The sequence below is a fragment of the Saccharopolyspora sp. SCSIO 74807 genome, assembly GCF_037023755.1.
GTDB classification, from domain to species: Bacteria; Actinomycetota; Actinomycetes; order Mycobacteriales; family Pseudonocardiaceae; genus Saccharopolyspora_C; species Saccharopolyspora_C galaxeae.
Genome location: NZ_CP146100.1, coordinates 2,450,132 through 2,468,350, shown reverse-complemented (window position 1 = coordinate 2,468,350; position 18,219 = coordinate 2,450,132). Strand labels below are relative to the sequence as shown.

General features: G+C 71.1%; 15 protein-coding genes. 9 read left to right on the top strand and 6 right to left on the bottom strand.

Features of this window, described 5'->3' with window-relative positions; translation table 11 throughout:
• Positions 1-145 precede the first annotated feature (145 nt).
• Positions 146-640 carry a MarR family winged helix-turn-helix transcriptional regulator gene (locus V1457_RS11340; RefSeq protein WP_295141486.1) on the bottom strand — a complete coding sequence of 165 codons (495 nt, stop codon included), beginning with the start codon at positions 638-640 and terminating at the stop codon, positions 146-148.
• 45 nt (positions 641-685) lie between these two features.
• Here V1457_RS11340 and V1457_RS11335 point away from each other — a divergent pair, with 45 nt between their 5' ends.
• From V1457_RS11335 to V1457_RS11325, 3 genes are all read left to right on the top strand, one after another.
• Positions 686-2,275: an FUSC family protein gene (locus V1457_RS11335; protein ID WP_338603275.1), complete on the top strand. Its 1,590-nt coding sequence runs from the start codon at positions 686-688 to the stop codon at positions 2,273-2,275.
• Between the two features lie 104 nt (positions 2,276-2,379).
• Positions 2,380-2,760, top strand: a complete 381-nt coding sequence (locus tag V1457_RS11330) for a DUF2267 domain-containing protein (RefSeq protein WP_200069235.1) — start codon at positions 2,380-2,382, stop codon at positions 2,758-2,760.
• A 60-nt stretch (positions 2,761-2,820) separates the two neighbouring features.
• Positions 2,821-3,222 carry a DUF2267 domain-containing protein gene (locus V1457_RS11325; RefSeq protein WP_200069234.1) on the top strand — a complete coding sequence of 134 codons (402 nt, stop codon included), beginning with the start codon at positions 2,821-2,823 and terminating at the stop codon, positions 3,220-3,222.
• Positions 3,223-3,320: 98 nt separating this feature from the next.
• Here the strand turns inward: V1457_RS11325 and V1457_RS11320 are convergent, their stop codons facing one another.
• The 4 genes from V1457_RS11320 to V1457_RS11305 all read right to left on the bottom strand — a co-directional run bounded on the left by V1457_RS11320 (position 3,321) and on the right by V1457_RS11305 (position 7,757).
• Positions 3,321-4,118, bottom strand: a complete 798-nt coding sequence (locus tag V1457_RS11320) for an enoyl-CoA hydratase/isomerase family protein (RefSeq protein WP_200069233.1) — start codon at positions 4,116-4,118, stop codon at positions 3,321-3,323.
• A 23-nt stretch (positions 4,119-4,141) separates the two neighbouring features.
• Positions 4,142-5,782, bottom strand: a complete 1,641-nt coding sequence (locus V1457_RS11315; protein ID WP_200069232.1) for a class I adenylate-forming enzyme family protein — start codon at positions 5,780-5,782, stop codon at positions 4,142-4,144.
• Positions 5,783-5,849: 67 nt separating this feature from the next.
• Positions 5,850-6,590 (bottom strand): SDR family NAD(P)-dependent oxidoreductase, encoded by a 741-nt coding sequence (locus tag V1457_RS11310; RefSeq protein WP_295147803.1) that lies wholly within the window; start codon positions 6,588-6,590, stop codon positions 5,850-5,852.
• Positions 6,591-6,608: 18 nt separating this feature from the next.
• A complete protein-coding gene (locus tag V1457_RS11305; RefSeq protein ID WP_338603267.1) occupies positions 6,609-7,757 on the bottom strand; it encodes an acyl-CoA dehydrogenase in 1,149 nt (382 codons plus the stop codon).
• Between the two features lie 214 nt (positions 7,758-7,971).
• Between V1457_RS11305 and V1457_RS11300 the strand changes: the two genes are divergently transcribed.
• Positions 7,972-8,646, top strand: a complete 675-nt coding sequence (locus V1457_RS11300) for a TetR/AcrR family transcriptional regulator (RefSeq protein ID WP_200069229.1) — start codon at positions 7,972-7,974, stop codon at positions 8,644-8,646.
• A gap of 80 nt (positions 8,647-8,726) precedes the next feature.
• The gene (locus V1457_RS11295) at positions 8,727-9,686 is read left to right on the top strand and encodes an NADPH:quinone oxidoreductase family protein (RefSeq protein WP_338603264.1); all 960 of its coding nucleotides are present in this window, start codon (positions 8,727-8,729) and stop codon (positions 9,684-9,686) included.
• A 5-nt stretch (positions 9,687-9,691) separates the two neighbouring features.
• On the opposite strand, the gene V1457_RS11290 is transcribed toward V1457_RS11295, so the two are convergent.
• The gene (locus tag V1457_RS11290; RefSeq protein WP_233626979.1) at positions 9,692-10,642 is read right to left on the bottom strand and encodes a LysR family transcriptional regulator; all 951 of its coding nucleotides are present in this window, start codon (positions 10,640-10,642) and stop codon (positions 9,692-9,694) included.
• A 135-nt stretch (positions 10,643-10,777) separates the two neighbouring features.
• Between V1457_RS11290 and V1457_RS11285 the strand changes: the two genes are divergently transcribed.
• From V1457_RS11285 to ileS, 4 genes are all read left to right on the top strand, one after another.
• Positions 10,778-11,842, top strand: a complete 1,065-nt coding sequence (locus V1457_RS11285) for a PrpF domain-containing protein (RefSeq protein WP_200069227.1) — start codon at positions 10,778-10,780, stop codon at positions 11,840-11,842.
• Between the two features lie 14 nt (positions 11,843-11,856).
• Positions 11,857-13,326 carry an FAD-dependent tricarballylate dehydrogenase TcuA gene (gene tcuA, locus V1457_RS11280; protein WP_338603259.1) on the top strand — a complete coding sequence of 490 codons (1,470 nt, stop codon included), beginning with the start codon at positions 11,857-11,859 and terminating at the stop codon, positions 13,324-13,326.
• A 66-nt stretch (positions 13,327-13,392) separates the two neighbouring features.
• Positions 13,393-14,640 carry an SLC13 family permease gene (locus V1457_RS11275; RefSeq protein ID WP_295142177.1) on the top strand — a complete coding sequence of 416 codons (1,248 nt, stop codon included), beginning with the start codon at positions 13,393-13,395 and terminating at the stop codon, positions 14,638-14,640.
• A 307-nt stretch (positions 14,641-14,947) separates the two neighbouring features.
• Positions 14,948-18,172, top strand: a complete 3,225-nt coding sequence (ileS, locus tag V1457_RS11270) for an isoleucine--tRNA ligase (protein ID WP_338603254.1) — start codon at positions 14,948-14,950, stop codon at positions 18,170-18,172.
• Positions 18,173-18,219: the final 47 nt, after the last annotated feature.

Sequence of the window (18,219 nt, the reverse complement as noted above, 5' to 3'; positions counted from 1 at the left end):
CGGTAGCGGTCGCATCAACTACGGAAAACTATGACAACTAACGTGCTATCGCCGCAATATTCCCCGTAACATCAGCTTATCGCCGAAAGATTTTCTTCTGCTGAGCAATGGGAGCGCCGCTCGCAGCATCACGGGACGCCCCCGCTCAAGGCCCTTCGACGGCGTGCAGCAGGTCCGCCAAGTTGCCCGCCAGGGCCTTCTGCTGCCGAGCGGTCAAGCCCGTCAGCAGCGACCGCTCCGCGGCGATCGCGCGCGGGAAGATCCCGTCGATCACCTCCTGCCCGTGCTCGGTCAGCTGCACCCGCGCGCTGCGCCGATCCCGTGCATCGGTGGAGCGCTGCACGAGGCCGCGGTCCGCGAGCTGCTGGAGTCGTTTCGTGGTCGCCGCACCGGACGAGACGGTGAGCTCGTTCAGCCGCCCCGGCGTGACCGGCCCACCGCTGCGCCGCAGCGCGCACAGCAGGTCGAACTCGGCGCGGTTGAGCCCGTCCTCGGCGATCGTGCTGTCGAGCTTGCGCCGCAGCACCGCGGCCGCGCGCAGCACCCGGCCGATCACTTCGATGCTGGCGGTGTCGACATCGGGGTGGATCCCGCTCCATTGCTCCCGGGCCGCGTCGATGAGATCCGGTGTTCGGTTCATCTCACCATCGTTTCACTAGTGAACTTTTTTGGCTAGCTTGGCAGGGTGCCGACAACCGTGCTGACCCGCAACGTCTCCGACGCCTTCCGGCTGCGCCCCGGCGGCCCGTTGGCCTGGCCCGCCGGACGCGCGTTGCTGTCGATGGCGGTCCCGCTCGGCGTGCTGCTGGCCATCGGGCGGCTGGACCTGCTGCCCGGCGCGGTGTTCGGCGCGCTCACCAGCGTGCACTGCCGCAACGAGGCGCATCCGCGGCAAGCCCGCACGTTGGGCGTGGTGGCGATCGGCATGGTGGCGGCGGTGACCACCGGCGACCTGATCGCGGTGTTCGCGGGCGGGCAGCCGTGGCACGAGCCGATCGCGATGCTGGCCACCGCCTTGGCCGGAGCGATCGGCACGGTCGCGGCCACCGCGGTCAAGATCGGACCGCCCGGTGGATTGATCTTCACGTTCGCCGTCGGCGCCTGTTCGCACCTGCCGCTGCAGGCCGCCGGGCTCGGTGCCCACTTCCTGACGATCGTCGCGTCCACGGCGTTCGCGTGGACGGTGACCGTGCTGGGCACGGCGGCGAGCGGGCTGAATCCGCAGCGGCGCGCGGTGGCCGCGGCGCTGGACGCGACGGCGGACGCGCTCGCCGACCGCGCCGACCTCGCGCTGCGGCACCGCGCCGCGGTCGCGGTGGAGACCGCCTGGAACGGCGTCGCACTCGTCGGCAGGCGGCAGCGCGACACCGGGCCGCACCGCGACCTCGTGCGCGCGGTCGAAAACTGCGAGGCGCTGCTGAGCCCGGACGCCCCCGCGGTGCAGGTGCACGAGGTCAGAACCGCCGCGCGCGAAGTCCGCGCCGGTCGTCCCTTCGCCGAGCCGCACGGACGGGAGTCCGCGCCGGCGGTCCCGCCGACGCCGGTGTCGCGCTGGTGGATCATCCGGGACGTGCTGCGGGCTGCGCTGCTGCCGCACCGGGTGAAGTCGTGGTTGATGCCGTACGCGGCCCGGGTCGTCCTGGCCGCCCTGCTGGCCGGTGTCGCGGCCGGTCTGCTCGGCATCGAGCAGACCTACTGGGCGGCGGTGTCCGCGGTCTCGATCCTGCAGGCGACCAGCACCGCTGGTTCGGTTCCGCGGATGCTGCAACGGGTCTGCGGCACGGTCCTCGGAGTGCTGGTCGCGGTGGCCGTGCTGCACGCCGGGCCGCCGGTGTGGGTGCTGGTGGTGCTGCTGGCCGTGCTGCAGTGGGGTGCGGAGATGACGGTCACCGTCAACTACGCGTTCGGCCTGCTGTTCGCGACACCGGTGGCGCTGCTGGTCAGCGCGCTGGGAACCGCCTCCGATCCGGGCGTGCTCGGCTGGAACCGGTTCTGGGCGACGCTGCTGGGCGCCGCGATCGCGGTGGCCGTGGCCTGGGCGCTGCCGAACCGCGCGTGGTTGTCGCGGGTGCAGGCCGCGCTGACGCGGGTGCGAAGGTTGAGCGAGTCCCGGCCGCTGCAGCCTGCGCGGCTGCGCTCGGCGCTGGTCGAACTGCACGAGGCCCACGACGTCGCCGCCGGTGAGGTGCGCCCGTCCGAGCTGCCGACCGAGGAGCTGCTGGAGCTCTCGCACCGGGCCTACGCACTGCTCGACGCCACGCCCGCCCGCCGGTAGCCGGGCGAGTTTGCGCCCGCCGGGCTCCGGGCACACCGGGCCCGGAACCGCCCGACCGGATCGCGACCCGGAAATCGCGGGCCGATCCAGGAAGCGGAGGCGACATGAACTACGACGAGTTCCTCGCAACGGTGCGCCGGCGGACCGCGCTGCCGGACAACGCCGAAGCCGAGCAGACCACCCGCATCGTGCTGTCCACGCTCGGTCAGCGGCTGGCCGGGCAGGAACCGCGCGACCTGGCCGACCAGCTTCCCGAACAGCTCAAGGACCCGCTGCTGGAACGCACCGGCTCGGCCGAGAACCGGGACGACTTCGACGACTTCCTGGAACGGATCGCCGATCAGGAAGGCCCGAACTCGAACCCGGATCTCGCGCGAGAGCACGCGCACGCGGTGGTGGGCACGATGGCGCAGTTCGTGAGCCGCGGTGAACTCGAAGACCTGCGCTCGCAGCTGCCGTCTTCGTACGCGCCGCTGTTCGGCTGAACGGCGCCCGGCGAGCAGTATCCCGGCAGGCAGTATCCCGGCAGGCAGGAAGGAATGGCGATGACCGAAAGCGTGCAGAGCAGTCCGCAGTGGCAATCGTTCGTCGGCGAGGTCCGCCGCGCCTCCGGCGTCGAGTCGACGGCCGAGGCCGAGACGCTGGTGCGCGCCACGCTGCGCACCCTCGGCGAGAGCATCACCGCCGGTGAGCTGGACGAACTCGTGGAACCGCTGCCGAAGGAGGCCCGCGACGCGGTGCACGACCGCAGCGGCCAGGCCCGCCAGGTGGACAAGAACGGGTTCCTGGACCGGGTCAGCGCGGACATCTACACCACCGACCTCGACACCACCGAGCAGCAGGTCCGGGCAGTGCTCTCGACGGTGCGCTCCTGGACGGAGCCGGGGGAAGTCGACGACACGGTGGCCCAGCTACCGAGCAGCATCGCCGCGCTGTTCCGCGGCTGAGCCCGAGGCCCGGGCCGAGCTGCGAGGACGGCCCGACCGCGTGCCGCCGATCCGATCCGGCGGCACGCGCTGCTGTGCGCAGCCGGTGATCTCGCGGATCAGCGGGCGGACGGGAAATCGGGCTGCCGCTTCTCGGCCAGCGCGGCGGCGCCCTCGGGCACGTCCGGCCCCATGAAGCAGAGCATTTCGTAGGCAGCGGACTGGTCGAAGATCGGCCCGGCCGTCTTGAGCCAGTTGCTCAACGCCCGCTTGGTCCACCGGATCGCAGGTTGCGATCCGGTGGCCAGCCCGTCCGCGACCCGCAGCGACTCCTCGAGCACCTGCTCGCGGGGCAGCGCGCGGCTGACCATGCCGATCCGCTCGGCTTCCGCACCGCTGAGCATTTCGCCGGTGAGCAGGTAGTACCGGGCCTTGGCCATGCCGCACAGCAGCGGCCACAGGATCGCGGCGTGGTCCCCGGCGGCGACGCCTAGCTTCACGTGGCCGTCGCCGAGCTTGGCGTCCTCGGCGCAGATCGAGATGTCGGCCAGCAGCGCCACGACCGTTCCGGCGCCGACCGCGACGCCGTTGATCGCCGAGACGACCGGCTTCTCGCAGTTGATGATGTTGTAGACCATGTCGCTCATCTCGGAGAGCATCCGCGAGACGCGGTCGTGGTCCCCGGCCATCCGCTGCACCATGTCCAGGTCGCCACCGGCGGAGAACGCCTTGCCCGCGCCGGTCACCACCGCCACCCGCGTTTCCGGGTCGGCCGAGACATCGGCCCACACCCGGGCGAGTTCGTTGTGCATCTCCTCGTCGGTGGCGTTGTACTTCTGCGGCTGATCCAGCGTGATCAGCAGGACTCCGTTGTCGCGGCGCTCGAAGCGGAGTTGCCGGTAAGCGGAGAAATCCATGGCGGTCCTTCCCTGGGTGCGGATCAAGCGGGCGTGCCGAGGCGGGTGAACAAGCCGCGGGAGAATTCGTCGGCGGCCTGCTCGCGGGCCTTGTAGTGGATCTTCTTGCCGGTGGCGGTCACCGGCAGCGAATCGACGAGCCGGTAGGCGCGGGGGCGCTTGTAATCGGCCAGCATCGGATGCTCGCGGCAATGCCGCTCGCACTCTTCGGCCGTGAGGGAGCCGTCGGCGGGGACCACGTAGGCGACGACGAGGCGGCCCCAGTGCTCGTGCGGGATGCCGACGACCATCGAGTCCTCGACCGCGGCGTGCTCGTTGAGCACCTCCTCCACCTGCACCGGGTGCACGTTCTCGCCGCCGGAGACGATCATGTCGTCCTTGCGGCCGACGATCGTGACGAACTCGTCGGCGTCCCAGGTGGCCAGATCGCCGATGTAGAGCCAGCCGCGGTGGAACTTGCCCGCCTCCTGCTCCGGCGCGTTCGCGTAGGCGTAGCCGCACTTCGGGGAGCGGACGATGACCTCGCCGACCTCGGTTCCGTCGCGGGCGACGGTCTCGTGCGGCTCGGCGAGCCGGTCGCCGAGCACCCGGACCACGGCCATGTCGTCGTCGGTGCAGGCCCGGCCCGCGCTGCCCGCGTGCTCCGGCAGGTCGGCGGGCCGCAGGAAGCTGTTCCAGAACGCTTCCGTGGTGCCGTAGCCGTTGAAGATCCGCGGGCACAGGACCTGCTGGTAGCGCAGCGCGGCTTCCGCCTCCAGCGGCGCTCCCATCGTGACGATGCCGCGCAGGCTGGAGAGCTCGCGCGGGCGCGCGGACTGCTCCGCGGCCAGCATCGCCAGGTTCGTCGGCGCCCCGATGAGGAAGGTGATGCCGTGCCGCTGCACCTGGTCCAGGCACTCCGCCGCATCGAACGTGCGCATCGGAACGACCTGCGCACCCAGGTAGAACGCCGGGTTCGGGCCGCCGGCGTAGAGCCCGCCGCGGTGGAACCACGGCGTCATGTTCAGCGTGCGGTCCTCCGGCGAGAGCAGGAAGTGCATGATCACGTCGTGCGCGCTGAAGATCTCGATCATGCTGTTCAGCGGCACTCCCTTGGGCATCCCGGTGGTGCCGGAGGTGTAGAGCCGGGTGGTCTCGTCGTAGACCGTGCGGGAGGGCGCAGGCGGCTCGGCCCGGTCGCTGATCAGCGCCTCGAACGGTGTCGCGCCGGGTGTTCGCCCGCCTGCGGCCACCACCAGATCGGGCCGGTGCTCGGCGTGCTCGAGCGCGGCGGCGACGGTTTCGGCGAGCGCGGCATCGTGCACGAACACGCGCGGGCGGCTGTCGTCGAGGATGAACGCGACCTCGCCCGCCGAAAGCCGGAAGTTGATCGGCGCGCCGACCGCGCCCGCCGCCTGCGTGGCCAGGTAGAGCTGCGCGAACTCCGGGCCGTTGTGGAGCTGGTAGACCACCACGTCACCGGGTTCGACACCGGCCGCTGCCAAGCCGGATGCCAGCCGGTCGACCCGATCACCGAGTTCGGCGTAGGTGAATTCGGCGCCTGTCGACGGGCAGTGCAAGGCGATCCGGTTCGCGTACCGGTGGGTGTTGCGCCGGAATCCGTTGAGGTAGGTGAAATCGCGCTCGATGAACTCGCGGTACGCCGCGGGGTCGTAAGTGGTCATGCTGATTCCCTCCGCATCGAGGTGCACGGCTGCTGACTCGGCCGTTCCAGTGGCGCCGCGGCCCGGATCAGCTCATCGTGAGGCCGCCGCTGACGCTGACGGTCTGCCCGGTGAGGTATCCGGCCTCGTCCGAGGCGAAGAACGCCACGGTGTTGGCGAGATCGGCCGGATCCGCCAGCCGCCGGAACGGGATGGCCTTGATCAGCGATTCGCGCAGCTTGGGGTCGTCCCCGCCGATCGAGGCGAACAGCTCGGTGTCGGCAGGGCCGGGGCACACGCAGTTCACGTTGATCTTGTTGCGGGCCATCTCGCGGGCGAGGGTCTTGGTGAACGACACGACACCGCCCTTGGCCGCCGAGTACACCGCCTCCCCGGAGGAGCCGACCCTGGCCGCGTCCGATCCGAGGTTCACGATCGACCCGGACTGCTGCTCGATCATCATCGGCAGCGCCGCCTTGGTGGTGTGCAAGGTGCCGAACAGGTTGATCCCGACGATCTTGTGCCAGTCGGCGGCGTCGGTGTCGACGAACGGTTCGGCCTTGTCCCAGCCCGCGTTGTTGACCAGCACGTCCAACCGGCCGAACCGTTCCCGGACCTGCGCGAGCATCGCCTCGACCGAGTCCGCGTCGGCGACGTCGGTGCGCAGCCCCACCCCGCCGACGGCTTCCGCGGTGGCGTTGGCGGACTCCCCGTCGATGTCCGAGACCACGACGGTGGCGCCTTCGGCGGCCAGCTTCTCGGCGATGGCCCGGCCGATGCCGCGGCCCGCGCCGGTCACCGCGGCGATCTTGTGCTCCAGTCGTCCCATTTCGTCTCCCAACCCGGCTCAGGGAGCCAGCTGCCGCCCGAGCCGCTCCCGGGCGATGATCAACTTCATGACCTGCGCGGTGCCGTCGCCGATCTGCAGGCCGAGCACGTCGCGCAACCGCTGCTCCAGCGGCAACTCGGTCCGGTAGCCGTACTGGCCGTGCAGCAGCAGGCAGTTCTGGATGGCCTCGAACGAATCCTTCGGCGCGAGCCACTTGCACATCGCGGCCTCCGCGGTGTGCGGCATCCCCCGGTCCCGCAGCGAAAGCGTCCGGTAGCACAGCAGCCGCGCCGCGGTGAGCCGCGTGTCCGCCTCGGCCAGCGGGAACGAGACTCCTTGGAACTTGCTCAACGGCTGGTCGAACGCTTCGCGCTCGCTGACGTAGCGCCAGGTCTCGGTGACGCTGGCCTGCGCGGCTCCGACGCACTGCAGGCCGATCAGCGCGCGGCTGAAGTCGAAACCCCGGAGCACCTCGGAGAATCCCTTGCCCTCCGCACCGAGGAGGTGCTCCGCAGGAACCCGCACGCCGTCGAAGTGCACCGCGCCGCGGCCGACCGCCCGCGTGCCCATGTCCGAATAGGACTCGCGGGTCACCCCGGGCAGGTCCAGCGGCACCAGGAACGCGCTGATGCCCTTGCCGCGCGCCTGCTGCTCGCCGGTGCGGGCGAACACGACCGCGGCGGCCGCGTCGCCGCCGAAAGACAGCGACTTGGTGCCGGTGAGCAGGTAGTCGTCGCCGTCGCGCCGTGCGGTCAGCCGCGGCATCCCGGCGTCCGAACCGGCGTGCGGCTCGGTCAGGCCGATGCCGACGATGTGCTCCCCGCGGCAGATGCCCGGCACCCAGCGGGCGGCAACCTCGGAAGCAGCGTTGCTCGCGAGGATCTGGCCGACCAGCGAGCCCACCACCTGCAGGTAGGCCACCGAGAAGTCACCGCGGGCGATCTCTTCGGTGAGGATTCCGGAGGTGACCCGGTCCAGGCCGCGCCCGCCGATCTCGACGGGCAGCTCCGGGGCGATGAAGCCGCGATCGCCCATCTCCCGGCGCACCTGCGGCTCGACGGATCCGCGCTGTTCCCGCTCCCGGTAGTGCGGCGCGAGCCGTTCGGCGGCGAACCGGCCGGCTTCGTCGCGCAGGCGCAGCTGGTCTTCGGTCAGCGTGACGTCCATCGGCTACTCGATGTCCTCGCGGGTGGTCATGGCCCTCCTCGGTGAGCGGATCTTCAGCTAAGGTGAATGCATGTTCAGCGGAACTGAAGATTGATTCATCGGGCCTGCGGTGTCAAGGACGCCGGCACGACCGGCGCCGGACACCCGCCCGGCCGGTGCGCACCAGCGCCCGGGAAGATGAACTCGGCGTTCACCGATGTGCAGGGAGAACCGCGTGCCCACGCCCACCAGGTCGGAACCGCAAGATCCGAACGAGGCCGCCCGCGCCGCGCGCTCCGAGTGGCGCCACCGGCAGCTGCTGGACGCGGCGGCCCGGCTGATGGAGCGCGACGGCTTCCACGGGGTGTCCATGCAGGCGCTCGCCGCGGAGGCCGAAGTCAGCGTCGGCCTCATCTACCGCTACTTCGGCGGCAAGGACGACCTGCTGCTGGCGGTGATCGTCGACGTGCTGGACGCCTTCGCGGCACAGGTGCCGCCTGCCGTGCGGGCGGGGACCGATCCGGTGGAGCGGATCGCCGGTGCCTTCCGCGCCTACTGCGAGGTGATCAACGCGCATCGGCACGCCGCGGTGCTGACCTACCGGGAGAGCAAGTCGCTCGGCACCGAGGGCCGCGCGAAGATCAAGCGGCTGGAGATCGAGACGAGCGAGCCGCTGCGGGAAGCGCTGCGCGCAGGCGTCGCCGGTGGCCTGCTCACCGACGTGGACGTGGAACTGGTCTCGCAGGACTTCCTGCTGCTGGCCCACGGTTGGGCGTTGAAGCGCTGGTACCTCGGGCAAACGATGGACTTCGAGGAGTACGTCGTCAAGCAGACCGCGTTGCTGCTGGGCGCGATCGTGCGCACGCAGCACCGGGATGACTACCCGCACCTGCTGCGACCGGCGGGCTGACGAACCGCGAACCGGTTTACGGCTGATCGCGCGGATGATCGGCTGCGGACGGCGAACGCCGACGTGCAGGGAGGAACGACATGCGAGCGGTGCAGATCACCGAGCTGACCGGCCCCGATTCGGTGCGGGTCGCCGACGCCGAAGACCCGGCGCCAGGTCCGGGCCAGGTGCTGATCGAGGTGCGCGCGGCCGGGGTGACCTTCCCGGACGTGCTGATGACCCGCGGCGAGTACCAGATCAAACCGGAGCCGCCGTTCGTGCCGGGCTCGGAAGTCGCAGGTGTGGTGCGCGAAGCGGCCGAGGGCTTCGAGCAGGGCCAGCGGGTCGCCGCCTTCCCCGGCATCGGCGGTTTCGCGGAGCTGGCCGCGGTCGACGCCGAGCGCGTGTTCCCGCTGCCGGAGCAGGTGCCGTTCGACGCCGCGGCCGGGATGCCGATGAACTACCTGACGGTGCACTTCGCGCTCGCCCGCCGCGGCCGGTTGCGCGCCGGTGAGACCGTGCTGGTGCACGGGGCTTCCGGTGGCGTGGGCACGGCCGCGGTGCAGCTGGCGAGCGTGCTGGGCGCGCGGGTGATCGCCGTGGTCTCCCAGGAGTCCAAAGTGGAGGCTGCGCGTTCCGCGGGCGCGCAGCACGTGGTGCTCGCCGAAGGATTCCGCGACGCGGTGGCGGAACTGGTCGGCAAGCGCGGCGTGGACCTGGTGGTCGACCCGGTGGGCGGCGACCGGTTCACCGACTCGCTGCGCACCCTGCGCGACGAGGGACGGCTGCTGGTCATCGGCTTCACCGCGGGCGAGATCCCCACGGTGAAGGTGAACCGCCTGCTGCTGAACAACCTCGACGTCGTGGGCGTCGGCTGGGGCGCGTTCTGCGGTTCCCGACCGGAATATCCGCGGCAGCAGTGGCAGGAGCTGTTGCCGCACGTGGAATCCGGCGGGTTGCGCACGCTGGTCGGTTCCACCCACCCGTTCCAGGACGCCGCGCACGCGCTTCGGGAACTCGATCAGCGCCGAGCGGCCGGGAAAGTGCTGCTGCGGCCCTGACCGACTCAACGCGCGCGGACGGTTCCCAGCTGCGCCAGGTGCAGGTTGGTGGCGGCGAACTTCGGCGCCACCGCGCGCAACGTCTCGATCATGACCTCGGTGGCGGGCGTCGGAGTCCGGTTCACCGGCCGGGCCAGCAGGATCCGCCGGGCCGGCGCCGGTCGTCCCCGGGATTCGAACGCGATCAGCCGCACGTCGTGGCGGCGGTTGGTCAGCGCGAGCCGCGGCGCGATGGCGATGCCGAGTCCGGCGGCCACCATCGCCTGCGCTTCGTGGTAGTCGTGCGACTCGTAGGAGATGTCCGGTTCGAAGCCCGCCAGCCGGCAGCTGCGGTGCAGCACCTCGGCGACCGGGTTCTCCGTCCGCGTGATCCACTTCTGGTCGGCCAGCTCGGCCAGGTCCACGCCGGAGCGCTCCAGCAGCTCCGAGTTCGCGGGCACCACCAGCACCATCGGATCGTCCAGCAGGTGCGTGACCCGCAGCGCCTCGTCCTCGACGCGGTTCCACTCGTAGTCCCACAGGATCGCCAGCTCCACCTCTCCCGCGTGCAGGAACTCCTGCAGTCCGGCCAGCAGCGACGAGCGCACGGTGACCCGCACGCCCGGGTGCTTGCGGGAGAAGCGGGTCAGCGCCAGCGGCAGCAGCGAAGAGCTGGCGGTGGGGAACGAACCCATCCGCAGCGAACCTTCGGTCAACCGCGCGAACGAATCCAGGTCGGCCTGCGCGCCGCGCAGTTCGCTGCGGATGCGGCGCCCGCGCGCGGCCATCGCCTCGCCCGCGCCGGTGAGCCGCACCCCGCGCGGCAACCGTTCCACCAGCGGCTGGCCGGACTCCGCCTCCAGCCGCGAGAGCTGCTGCGAGGCGGCCGACGGGGTGATCGCGAGCGCGTCCGCGGCCGCGCTGATCGAGCCGCGATCGGCCGCTTCGGTCAGCAGCAACATGCGGCGCACGTCCATGATCTCTCCTCCTGCCTTTAGTGGTGCTTAAGTCAGGGTAAGCGACGGGACATTGTGGTAACAGCTCGCCGTTGTCAAAGTCGTCGGCACTCGAGCGCGGCGATCGGCGCCGCTGCGGCAGGAAGGGGAGCCACCGTGCGGGTACCGGCGAGCCTGGTGCGGGGCGGCACCAGCAAGTGCTGGCTGTTCGACGCCACCGCGTTGCGCAACCGGATGGAGCTGGACCGGCCGAATCTGGACCGGCTGCTGGTCGATGCCTACGACGCCGGCGATCCGGCGCACGTGGACGGTGTCGGCGGTGCCACCCCGACCACCTCGAAGGCCGCGTTCGTGCGGCCCGGCGCGGGCGTCGACGTCGAATACCTCTTCGGGCAGGTCGGGATCGGTGTCGCCGGCGTCGAATGGGGCAGCAACTGCGGAAATTGCGCCACCGCGATCGCGTTGTGGGCGCTCGCCCGCGGTCTCGTCGCGCCCACCGGGGACACGACCCGGGTGGTGCTGCGCAACGTCAACACCGGTGCCGTGCTGGAGGCCGATGTGGACACCGGCGGCGGCCGGGTGCACGAGTTCGGCACCGAGACCGTGCCGGGCACCCGGGCGGGCGGCGTCGGCGTCGGGCTGGCCTTCGTCGATCCAGCGGGCGGGACCACGGGCAGCACGCTGCCCACCGGCCGCGCAGTGGACGACCTGTCCGTCGACGGAACGCCGGTGCGGGTGAGCATGATCGACGCGGGTGCGCCGATGGTGCTCGTGGACGCGGTTTCGCTCGGGCTGACCGGGCAGGAGCCGATCACGCGCGAGCGCACCGAGCAGTTGCGCCGGATCCGCCGGGCCGCCGGGGAACGGATGGGCCTGCCCGGCGGTGACGCGATCCCCAAGGTCGGCGTCGTCGGCGGGCCGGAGCACGGCGCCGACGTCTCGGTGCGCATGTTGTCGATGAACTCTCCGCACCCCGCGATCGGCCTGACCTCGGCGGTCGGGGTGGCCGTGGCGAACTCGCTGGACGGGACGGTCGTCGCCGCGCGCTCGGACGCTCCAGGCGCCGCACGGCTGCGGATCGGCACGCCCGCCGGTGCCGTGGCGGTCGACTGCGCCGATTTCCACGACGGACCACCGCGCCGAGTCACCGTCCGGCGCGCGGCCCGAATCCTCTGCGACGCCGAGATCCGGGTGCCGGAGACGACCGCAACCCGCCACTGACCCTGGGAGCAACGATGCAGACCGAGAAGTTCGACGTCGTCGTGGTCGGCGGCGGCAACGCCGGCTTCAGCGCCGCGCACGCCGCGGCCGAACGCGGCAGGCGGGTCCTGCTGCTGGAGAAGGGAACACCCGCGGAGGCCGGCGGGAACAGCTACTACACCGCGGGCGCGTTCCGCATCGCGCACCACGGCCTCGACGAGCTCGCCGATCTGCTCGACGGCGACGACCGGCACACCGCGTCCGTCCTGAACCCCTACACCGCGCGGGATTTCACCGCCGACATGGCGAAGGTGACCGGCGGGCACAACGATCCGGCGCTGACCGGGGTCCTGGTCGGCGACAGCCAGGACGCGCTGCGCTGGCTGCACGGCAAGGGATTGCGCTTCCGGCTGATGTACGAGCGGCAGGCGTACCCGGACGAGCAGGGGCGGCAGGTGTTCTGGGGCGGCCTGGCGGTCGGCTCCACCGGCGGCGGGACCGGGCTGATCGAGCAGCACACCGCAGCCGCCGAGCGGGCCGGGGTCGAGATCCGCTACGGCGTTCGCGCGCAGCGACTCGTGCTGCGCGCCGGGGCGATCGAAGGTCTCAAGTGGACGGATGCGACGGGCGGATCCGGCGTGCTGCAAGCGGATTCCGTGGTGCTCGCGGCCGGTGGCTTCGAGGCCGACGCCGGACTCCGCGCGCGGCACCTCGGCGAGAGCTGGCGCAGGGCCAAGGTCCGCGGCACCCCGCACAACACCGGTGACATGCTGACCGCGGCGATCGAGGCCGGCGCGGCTACCCACGGCGACTGGAACAGCTGCCACAGCGTCGCGTGGGACGCCTGGTACCCGGACAACGAAGGCAACCGCGCAGTCACCAACCAGCTCACCCGCGGCGGCTATCCGCTCGGCATCGTGGTCAACGCGCGCGGCGAGCGGTTCCTCGACGAAGGCGCCGACTTCCGCAACCTCACCTACGCCAAGTACGGCGCCGAAATCCTGGCGCAGCCCGGCGGCGTCGCGTTCCAGCTGTTCGACGCGAGCACCCGGCCGCGGCTGCGCGCCGAGGAGTACGACCTGCCCGGCGCTTCCGTCGTCGTGGCGGACACGCTGGAAGAACTGGCCGCGGGCACGGGCGTGGATCCGGCCTCGCTGAACCGCACCGTGACCGAGTTCAACGCCTCGATCGACCGCAGCGCGGCGCTGGACATCGCGGCGCTGGACGGGCGCGCCGCCCGCGTGCGCCCGCCGAAGTCGAACTGGGCGATCCCGCTGGAAACCCCGCCGTACTACGGGTTCCCGGTGACCTGCGGGATCACCTTCACCTTCGGCGGATTGCGCGCGGACACCAGCGGGCGGGTGCTCGACGACGAAGGTGCGCAGCTGCCGGGCCTGCTCGTCTGCGGGGAAATGCTCGGTGGCCTGTTCAGCGGCAACTACCCCGGCGGAACCGGACTGACCTCGGGCGCGGTGTTCGGGCGCCGCGCAGGCGCACTGGCCTGAGCACCACCGGCGCACCAGCCCGCGCTCCGTCGGTTCCGCACAACAGAGATTCGAGCTAGGACAACGATGTCTGAGATCCTTCCGCTTCTAGCGCTCGCGGTCATGTTCGTGGTCGCGACGTTGTTCCCCATCAACATCGGCATTCTCGCGTTCGTCGGCGCGTTCTTCGTCGGCACCGCGTCGCTGCACCTGTCCGAGGACGAAATCCTCGAAAGTTTCCCGGCTTCGTTGTTCGTCACGATCCTCGGCGTCACCTACCTGTTCGCGGTGGCGCAGCGCAACGGCACCGTCGACCTGCTCGTGCGGGGCGGGGTGAAGCTCGTGCGCGGCAAGGTGGCGCTGATCCCGTGGGTGCTGTTCGCGGTGTGCGGGCTGCTCTCGGCGCTCGGCACCTTCCCCACCGCGGCGATCGCGCTGCTGGCGCCCGTGGGGTTGAAGTTCGCGCAACGCCACGGCATGAGCCAGCTGCTCATCGGCGCCGTGCTGGTGGCGGGCGCGCACGCGGGGTCGTTCTCCCCGATCGCGGTCTCCGGCGCGATCGTGCTCGGCATGATCGAGCAGACGCCGCTGCAACTCGCGCCGCACGCGCTGTTCCTGGCCAGCCTCGCGTTCAACGTGCTGATCGCAGCGGTGAGCTTCGTGGTGCTGCGCGGGCACCGGCGCGCCGATCCCGCGGCCGCGGTGGAGCAGGAAGCGGACGACGACGCGTCCGCGGGGGTCGACTGGCGGCAGGTGCTGACGCTGGCGATGTTGGTCGTGCTGGTCGGCGTGGCGCTGGTGTTCCGGCTGGAGATCGGGTTCCTCGCGCTGGGCGCCGGTGCGCTGCTGGCGCTGGTCGATCTCAACCGGCAGTCCAAGGCGATCGAGGGAGTCAGCTGGTCCACGATCGTGCTGATCGGCGGCATGATCACCTACGTGGGGATCCTGGAGGAGGCGGGCACCATCGACGCGATCTCGCACGGTGCCTCGCAGCTGGGCAGCCCGCTGCTGGTCGCGTTGCTGCTGTGCGTCGTCGTCGCGGTGGTCTCCGCGTTCGCGTCCTCGACCGCGATCCTCACGGCGATCATCCCGATCGCCGTTCCGCTGCTGCTCTCCAGCGATCTCAGCGCCGCCGGCCTGGTGGCCGCGCTGGCCGTGTCCGCGACGATCGTCGACACCTCCCCGTTCTCCAGCAACGGCGCGCTCGTGCTGAGCAACGCCCGCGGCTCGGACCGGACGATGATCTACCGGCAGCTGCTCGGCTACACCGGCGCCGTCGTCGCGGTCGGCCCGCTGTTCGCCTGGGGGCTGCTGGTGCTGCCGGGGGCGTTGTGACCTGCGGCGGGTGCGCTGTGAGACCGGGATGCGCGGTTGGCTATAGTCGGAGGCAGCAGGCGTTGATCCGGCCATCACCGGGGAGCCTCCGGAAGAACGGGCGTCGCGGCGGCCCCGGCAGCAGCCGGAGCAGCAGCGGCCCTCAGTAGAACCGGACGGGAGCCGCCCGTCACAGCCGGCACGAAGGAGAGGTGCCCGCGCCGCGGGCACAAGCGGGGTGGTACCGCGGGTCGTTCGCGACTTCGTCCCCGCGTGGGCAGCGATCAGCTGCCCGTGCGAGCGAAGCGAACCAGCCCGAGGAGCCCCGATGGCGCAGCCCCGATCCGGTGCAGCCCCCCACTCCGGCGCAGCCCAGCCCGGTGCAGCCCAGCCCGGTGCAGCACAGCCCGGTGCGGCACAGCCCGGCGCGTCCCCGTTCGACGCGCTGCCCGCCAAGATCGACCTGCCGGAGATGGAGCACCGGATCTCCCGCTGGTGGCAGGACGAGCGGATCTTCGGCCGCGCCCTGGAGCAGACCGCCGACGGTCAGCCGTGGGTGTTCTACGAAGGGCCGCCGACCGCGAACGGTCACCCGGGCACGCACCACGTCGAGGCCCGCGTCTTCAAGGACCTCTTCCCCCGGTTCAAGACGATGAAGGGCCACTCGGTGCCGCGCCGCGCGGGCTGGGACTGCCACGGGCTGCCGGTGGAGCTGGCGGTGGAGAAGGAGCTCGGGCTGTCCGGGAAACCGGACATCGAGAAGTACGGCGTGGCCGAGTTCAACGCCCGCTGCCGCGAATCGGTGCAGCGCTACGTCGGCGAGTTCGAGGCCGTGACCGAGCGGATGGGCTACTGGATCGACCTGGAGCACCCGTACCGCACGATGTCGCCGGAGTACGTGGACAGCGTGTGGTGGGCGTTGCAGCGGATCTTCCGCAACGGGCACCTGTTCCAGGACTACCGGGTAGCGCCGTACTGCCCGCGCTGCGGGACGACGCTGTCCGATCACGAGCTCGCGCAGGGCTACGAGACCGTCACCGACCCGTCGATCTACGTCCGGTTCCCGCTGCGCGACGAACTCGCCGGGTACGCCGGCGCCGAACTGCTGGTGTGGACGACGACCCCGTGGACGCTGGTGTCGAACACCGCGGTCGCCGTGCACCCCGAGGCGACCTACGCGGTGGTGCGTTCCGAGCAGGGCACGTTCGTGGTGGCCGAGTCGCTGATCGAGGCGGTGTTCGGGGAGCAGACGCCGGAGAAGCTGGCGACGATGCCCGGCAGCGAACTGGTCGGGCTGCACTACCGGCGCCCGTTCGAGCTGGTGGACATCCCCGGCGCGCACTTCGTGGTGCCCGCCGATTACGTGACCATGGACGACGGCACCGGGCTGGTGCACCAGGCTCCGGCGTTCGGCGCGGACGACCTCGCGGTGTGCAAGGCGAACGGGTTGCCGGTGGTGAACCCGATCGAGCCGGACGGGCACTTCGCCGGCTCGATCGAGCTGGTCGGCGGGAAGTTCTTCAAGGACGCCGATCCGCTGCTGACCGAGGACCTCAAGCAGCGCGGGCTGCTGTTCCACGCGATGCAGTACGAGCACTCCTACCCGCACTGCTGGCGCTGCCACACGCCGCTGATGTACTACGCGCAGCTGGCCTGGTACATCCGCACGACCGCGATGCGCGACGCGCTCAAGCGGGAGAACGACGCGACGAACTGGTACCCGGAGCACGTCAAGCACGGCCGCTACGGGGACTGGCTGGACAACAACGTCGACTGGGCGCTGTCGCGCACCCGCTACTGGGGCACGCCGCTGCCGATCTGGCGCTGCGCCGCGGAGCACGTCACGGTGCCCGGTTCCCGCGCCGAACTGGGCGAACTGGCCGGTTCGGATCTGTCCGAGCTGGACCCGCACCGGCCGTACATCGACGAGATCACCTTCCCGTGCCCGGACTGCGGCGGTACTGCCGAGCGGGTACCGGAGGTGATCGACGCCTGGTTCGACTCCGGCTCGATGCCGTTCGCGCAGCTCGGCTACCCGCACGTGCCGGGCAGCGTGGAGCGGTTCGAGCGCAGCTACCCGGCGGACTACATCTGCGAGGCGATCGACCAGACCCGCGGCTGGTTCTACACGCTGATGGCGATCGGCACGCTGGTCTTCGACCGCTCGTCGTACCGCAACGTGGTCTGCCTCGGGCACATCCTGGCCGAGGACGGCCGGAAGATGAGCAAGCACCTCGGCAACATCCTCGAACCGCTGCCGCTGATGGACCGGCACGGCGCGGACACCGTGCGGTGGTTCATGGCCTGCTCCGGGTCGCCGTGGTCGCCGCGGCGGATCGGGCACGGACCGCTGGAGGAGATCACCCGCAAGATCCTCATGACGTACTGGAACGTCGCGTCGTTCTTCACCCTCTACGCCAGTCACGCGGAATGGTCGCCGAGCAGCGCTTCGCCGCCGCCGGAGCGCCCGATCATGGACCGGTGGGCGCTGGCCGAGGTGCACGCGCTGGCGCAGGAAACCGACCGGCGGCTGGAGGAGTACGACACCGCGGGTGCCGGCCGGTTGCTGATGGACTTCATCGACGACCTGTCCAACTGGTACGTGCGCCGCTCCCGCCAGCGGTTCTGGGCCGCGGATCAGAACGCGCTGGTCACGCTCTACGAATGCCTGGACGTGGTGACGCGGCTGCTGGCTCCGGTGGTGCCGTTCATCACCGAGGAGGTCTGGCAGCGCGTCGTGCGGCTCGGCGATCCGGACGCGCCGGAGTCGGTGCACTTGGCGGCGTGGCCGCAGCCCGGTCCGACCGACCCGGTGCTGTCCGAGCAGATGCACTCCGCCCGCGCGCTGGTGGAAGCGGGCCGGGCCGCGCGCAAGGCCAGTGACGTGCGGATCCGGCAACCGCTCGAGCGCGCGCTGATCGGGCTGCCGGAGGGCACCGAGCTGCCGCCGGAGCTGCTGGACGACGTGGCCGCCGAGCTCAACATCAAGAGCCTGCAGCCGCTGTCCTCGGCCGGGGACGTCGTGGACGTCTCGGTGAAGCCGAACTTCCGCGCGCTGGGCAAGCGCTTCGGCAAGCAGACCCAGCAGGTGGCGAACGCGATCAACGCGGCCGACCCGCGGGAGATCGCCGACGGCGTCCGCAACGCCGGGCAGGCCGCGATCACCTTCGACGGCGAGCCGCTGGTGCTGTCCCCGGACGAGGTCGCGTTGACCGAGGTGCCGCGCACCGGCTGGACCGTGGAGTCCCAGCGGGGCACGACGATCGCGCTGGACACCGAGATCAGCGAGGAGCTGGCCGCCGAGGGCGTGGCCCGCGACGCCGTCCGCGTGGTGCAGCAGGCGCGGCGGGACGCCGGGTTGGAGGTCTCCGACCGGATCGCGCTGACGATCTCCGGGCCCGCGGAGACGCTCGCGTCGGTGCGGGCGTTCCGGGACTCGCTGGCGACCGAAACGCTCGCGGACTCGGTTCAGTTCACCGACGCGGAACTGGACGGATTCGCAGGCACTGTCGGCGCGGGCGAGAAGATCGAGGTCGCGGTCGCGAAGGTCTGAGCCGATGGCGGGCGGACCGTTCCCGCGCTGCACGAACGGTCCGCCCA

Coding starts and splice junctions, on each gene's coding strand:
- V1457_RS11305 (WP_338603267.1), bottom strand. CDS start 7,757: ATGGACGTCACGCTGACCGAAGACCAGCTGCGCCTGCGCGACGAAGCC.
- ileS (WP_338603254.1), top strand. CDS start 14,948: ATGGCGCAGCCCCGATCCGGTGCAGCCCCCCACTCCGGCGCAGCCCAG.
- V1457_RS11320 (WP_200069233.1), bottom strand. CDS start 4,118: ATGGATTTCTCCGCTTACCGGCAACTCCGCTTCGAGCGCCGCGACAAC.
- tcuA (WP_338603259.1), top strand. CDS start 11,857: ATGCAGACCGAGAAGTTCGACGTCGTCGTGGTCGGCGGCGGCAACGCC.
- V1457_RS11275 (WP_295142177.1), top strand. CDS start 13,393: ATGTCTGAGATCCTTCCGCTTCTAGCGCTCGCGGTCATGTTCGTGGTC.
- V1457_RS11290 (WP_233626979.1), bottom strand. CDS start 10,642: ATGGACGTGCGCCGCATGTTGCTGCTGACCGAAGCGGCCGATCGCGGC.
- V1457_RS11330 (WP_200069235.1), top strand. CDS start 2,380: ATGAACTACGACGAGTTCCTCGCAACGGTGCGCCGGCGGACCGCGCTG.
- V1457_RS11310 (WP_295147803.1), bottom strand. CDS start 6,590: ATGGGACGACTGGAGCACAAGATCGCCGCGGTGACCGGCGCGGGCCGC.
- V1457_RS11340 (WP_295141486.1), bottom strand. CDS start 640: ATGAACCGAACACCGGATCTCATCGACGCGGCCCGGGAGCAATGGAGC.
- V1457_RS11325 (WP_200069234.1), top strand. CDS start 2,821: ATGACCGAAAGCGTGCAGAGCAGTCCGCAGTGGCAATCGTTCGTCGGC.
- V1457_RS11295 (WP_338603264.1), top strand. CDS start 8,727: ATGCGAGCGGTGCAGATCACCGAGCTGACCGGCCCCGATTCGGTGCGG.
- V1457_RS11315 (WP_200069232.1), bottom strand. CDS start 5,782: ATGACCACTTACGACCCCGCGGCGTACCGCGAGTTCATCGAGCGCGAT.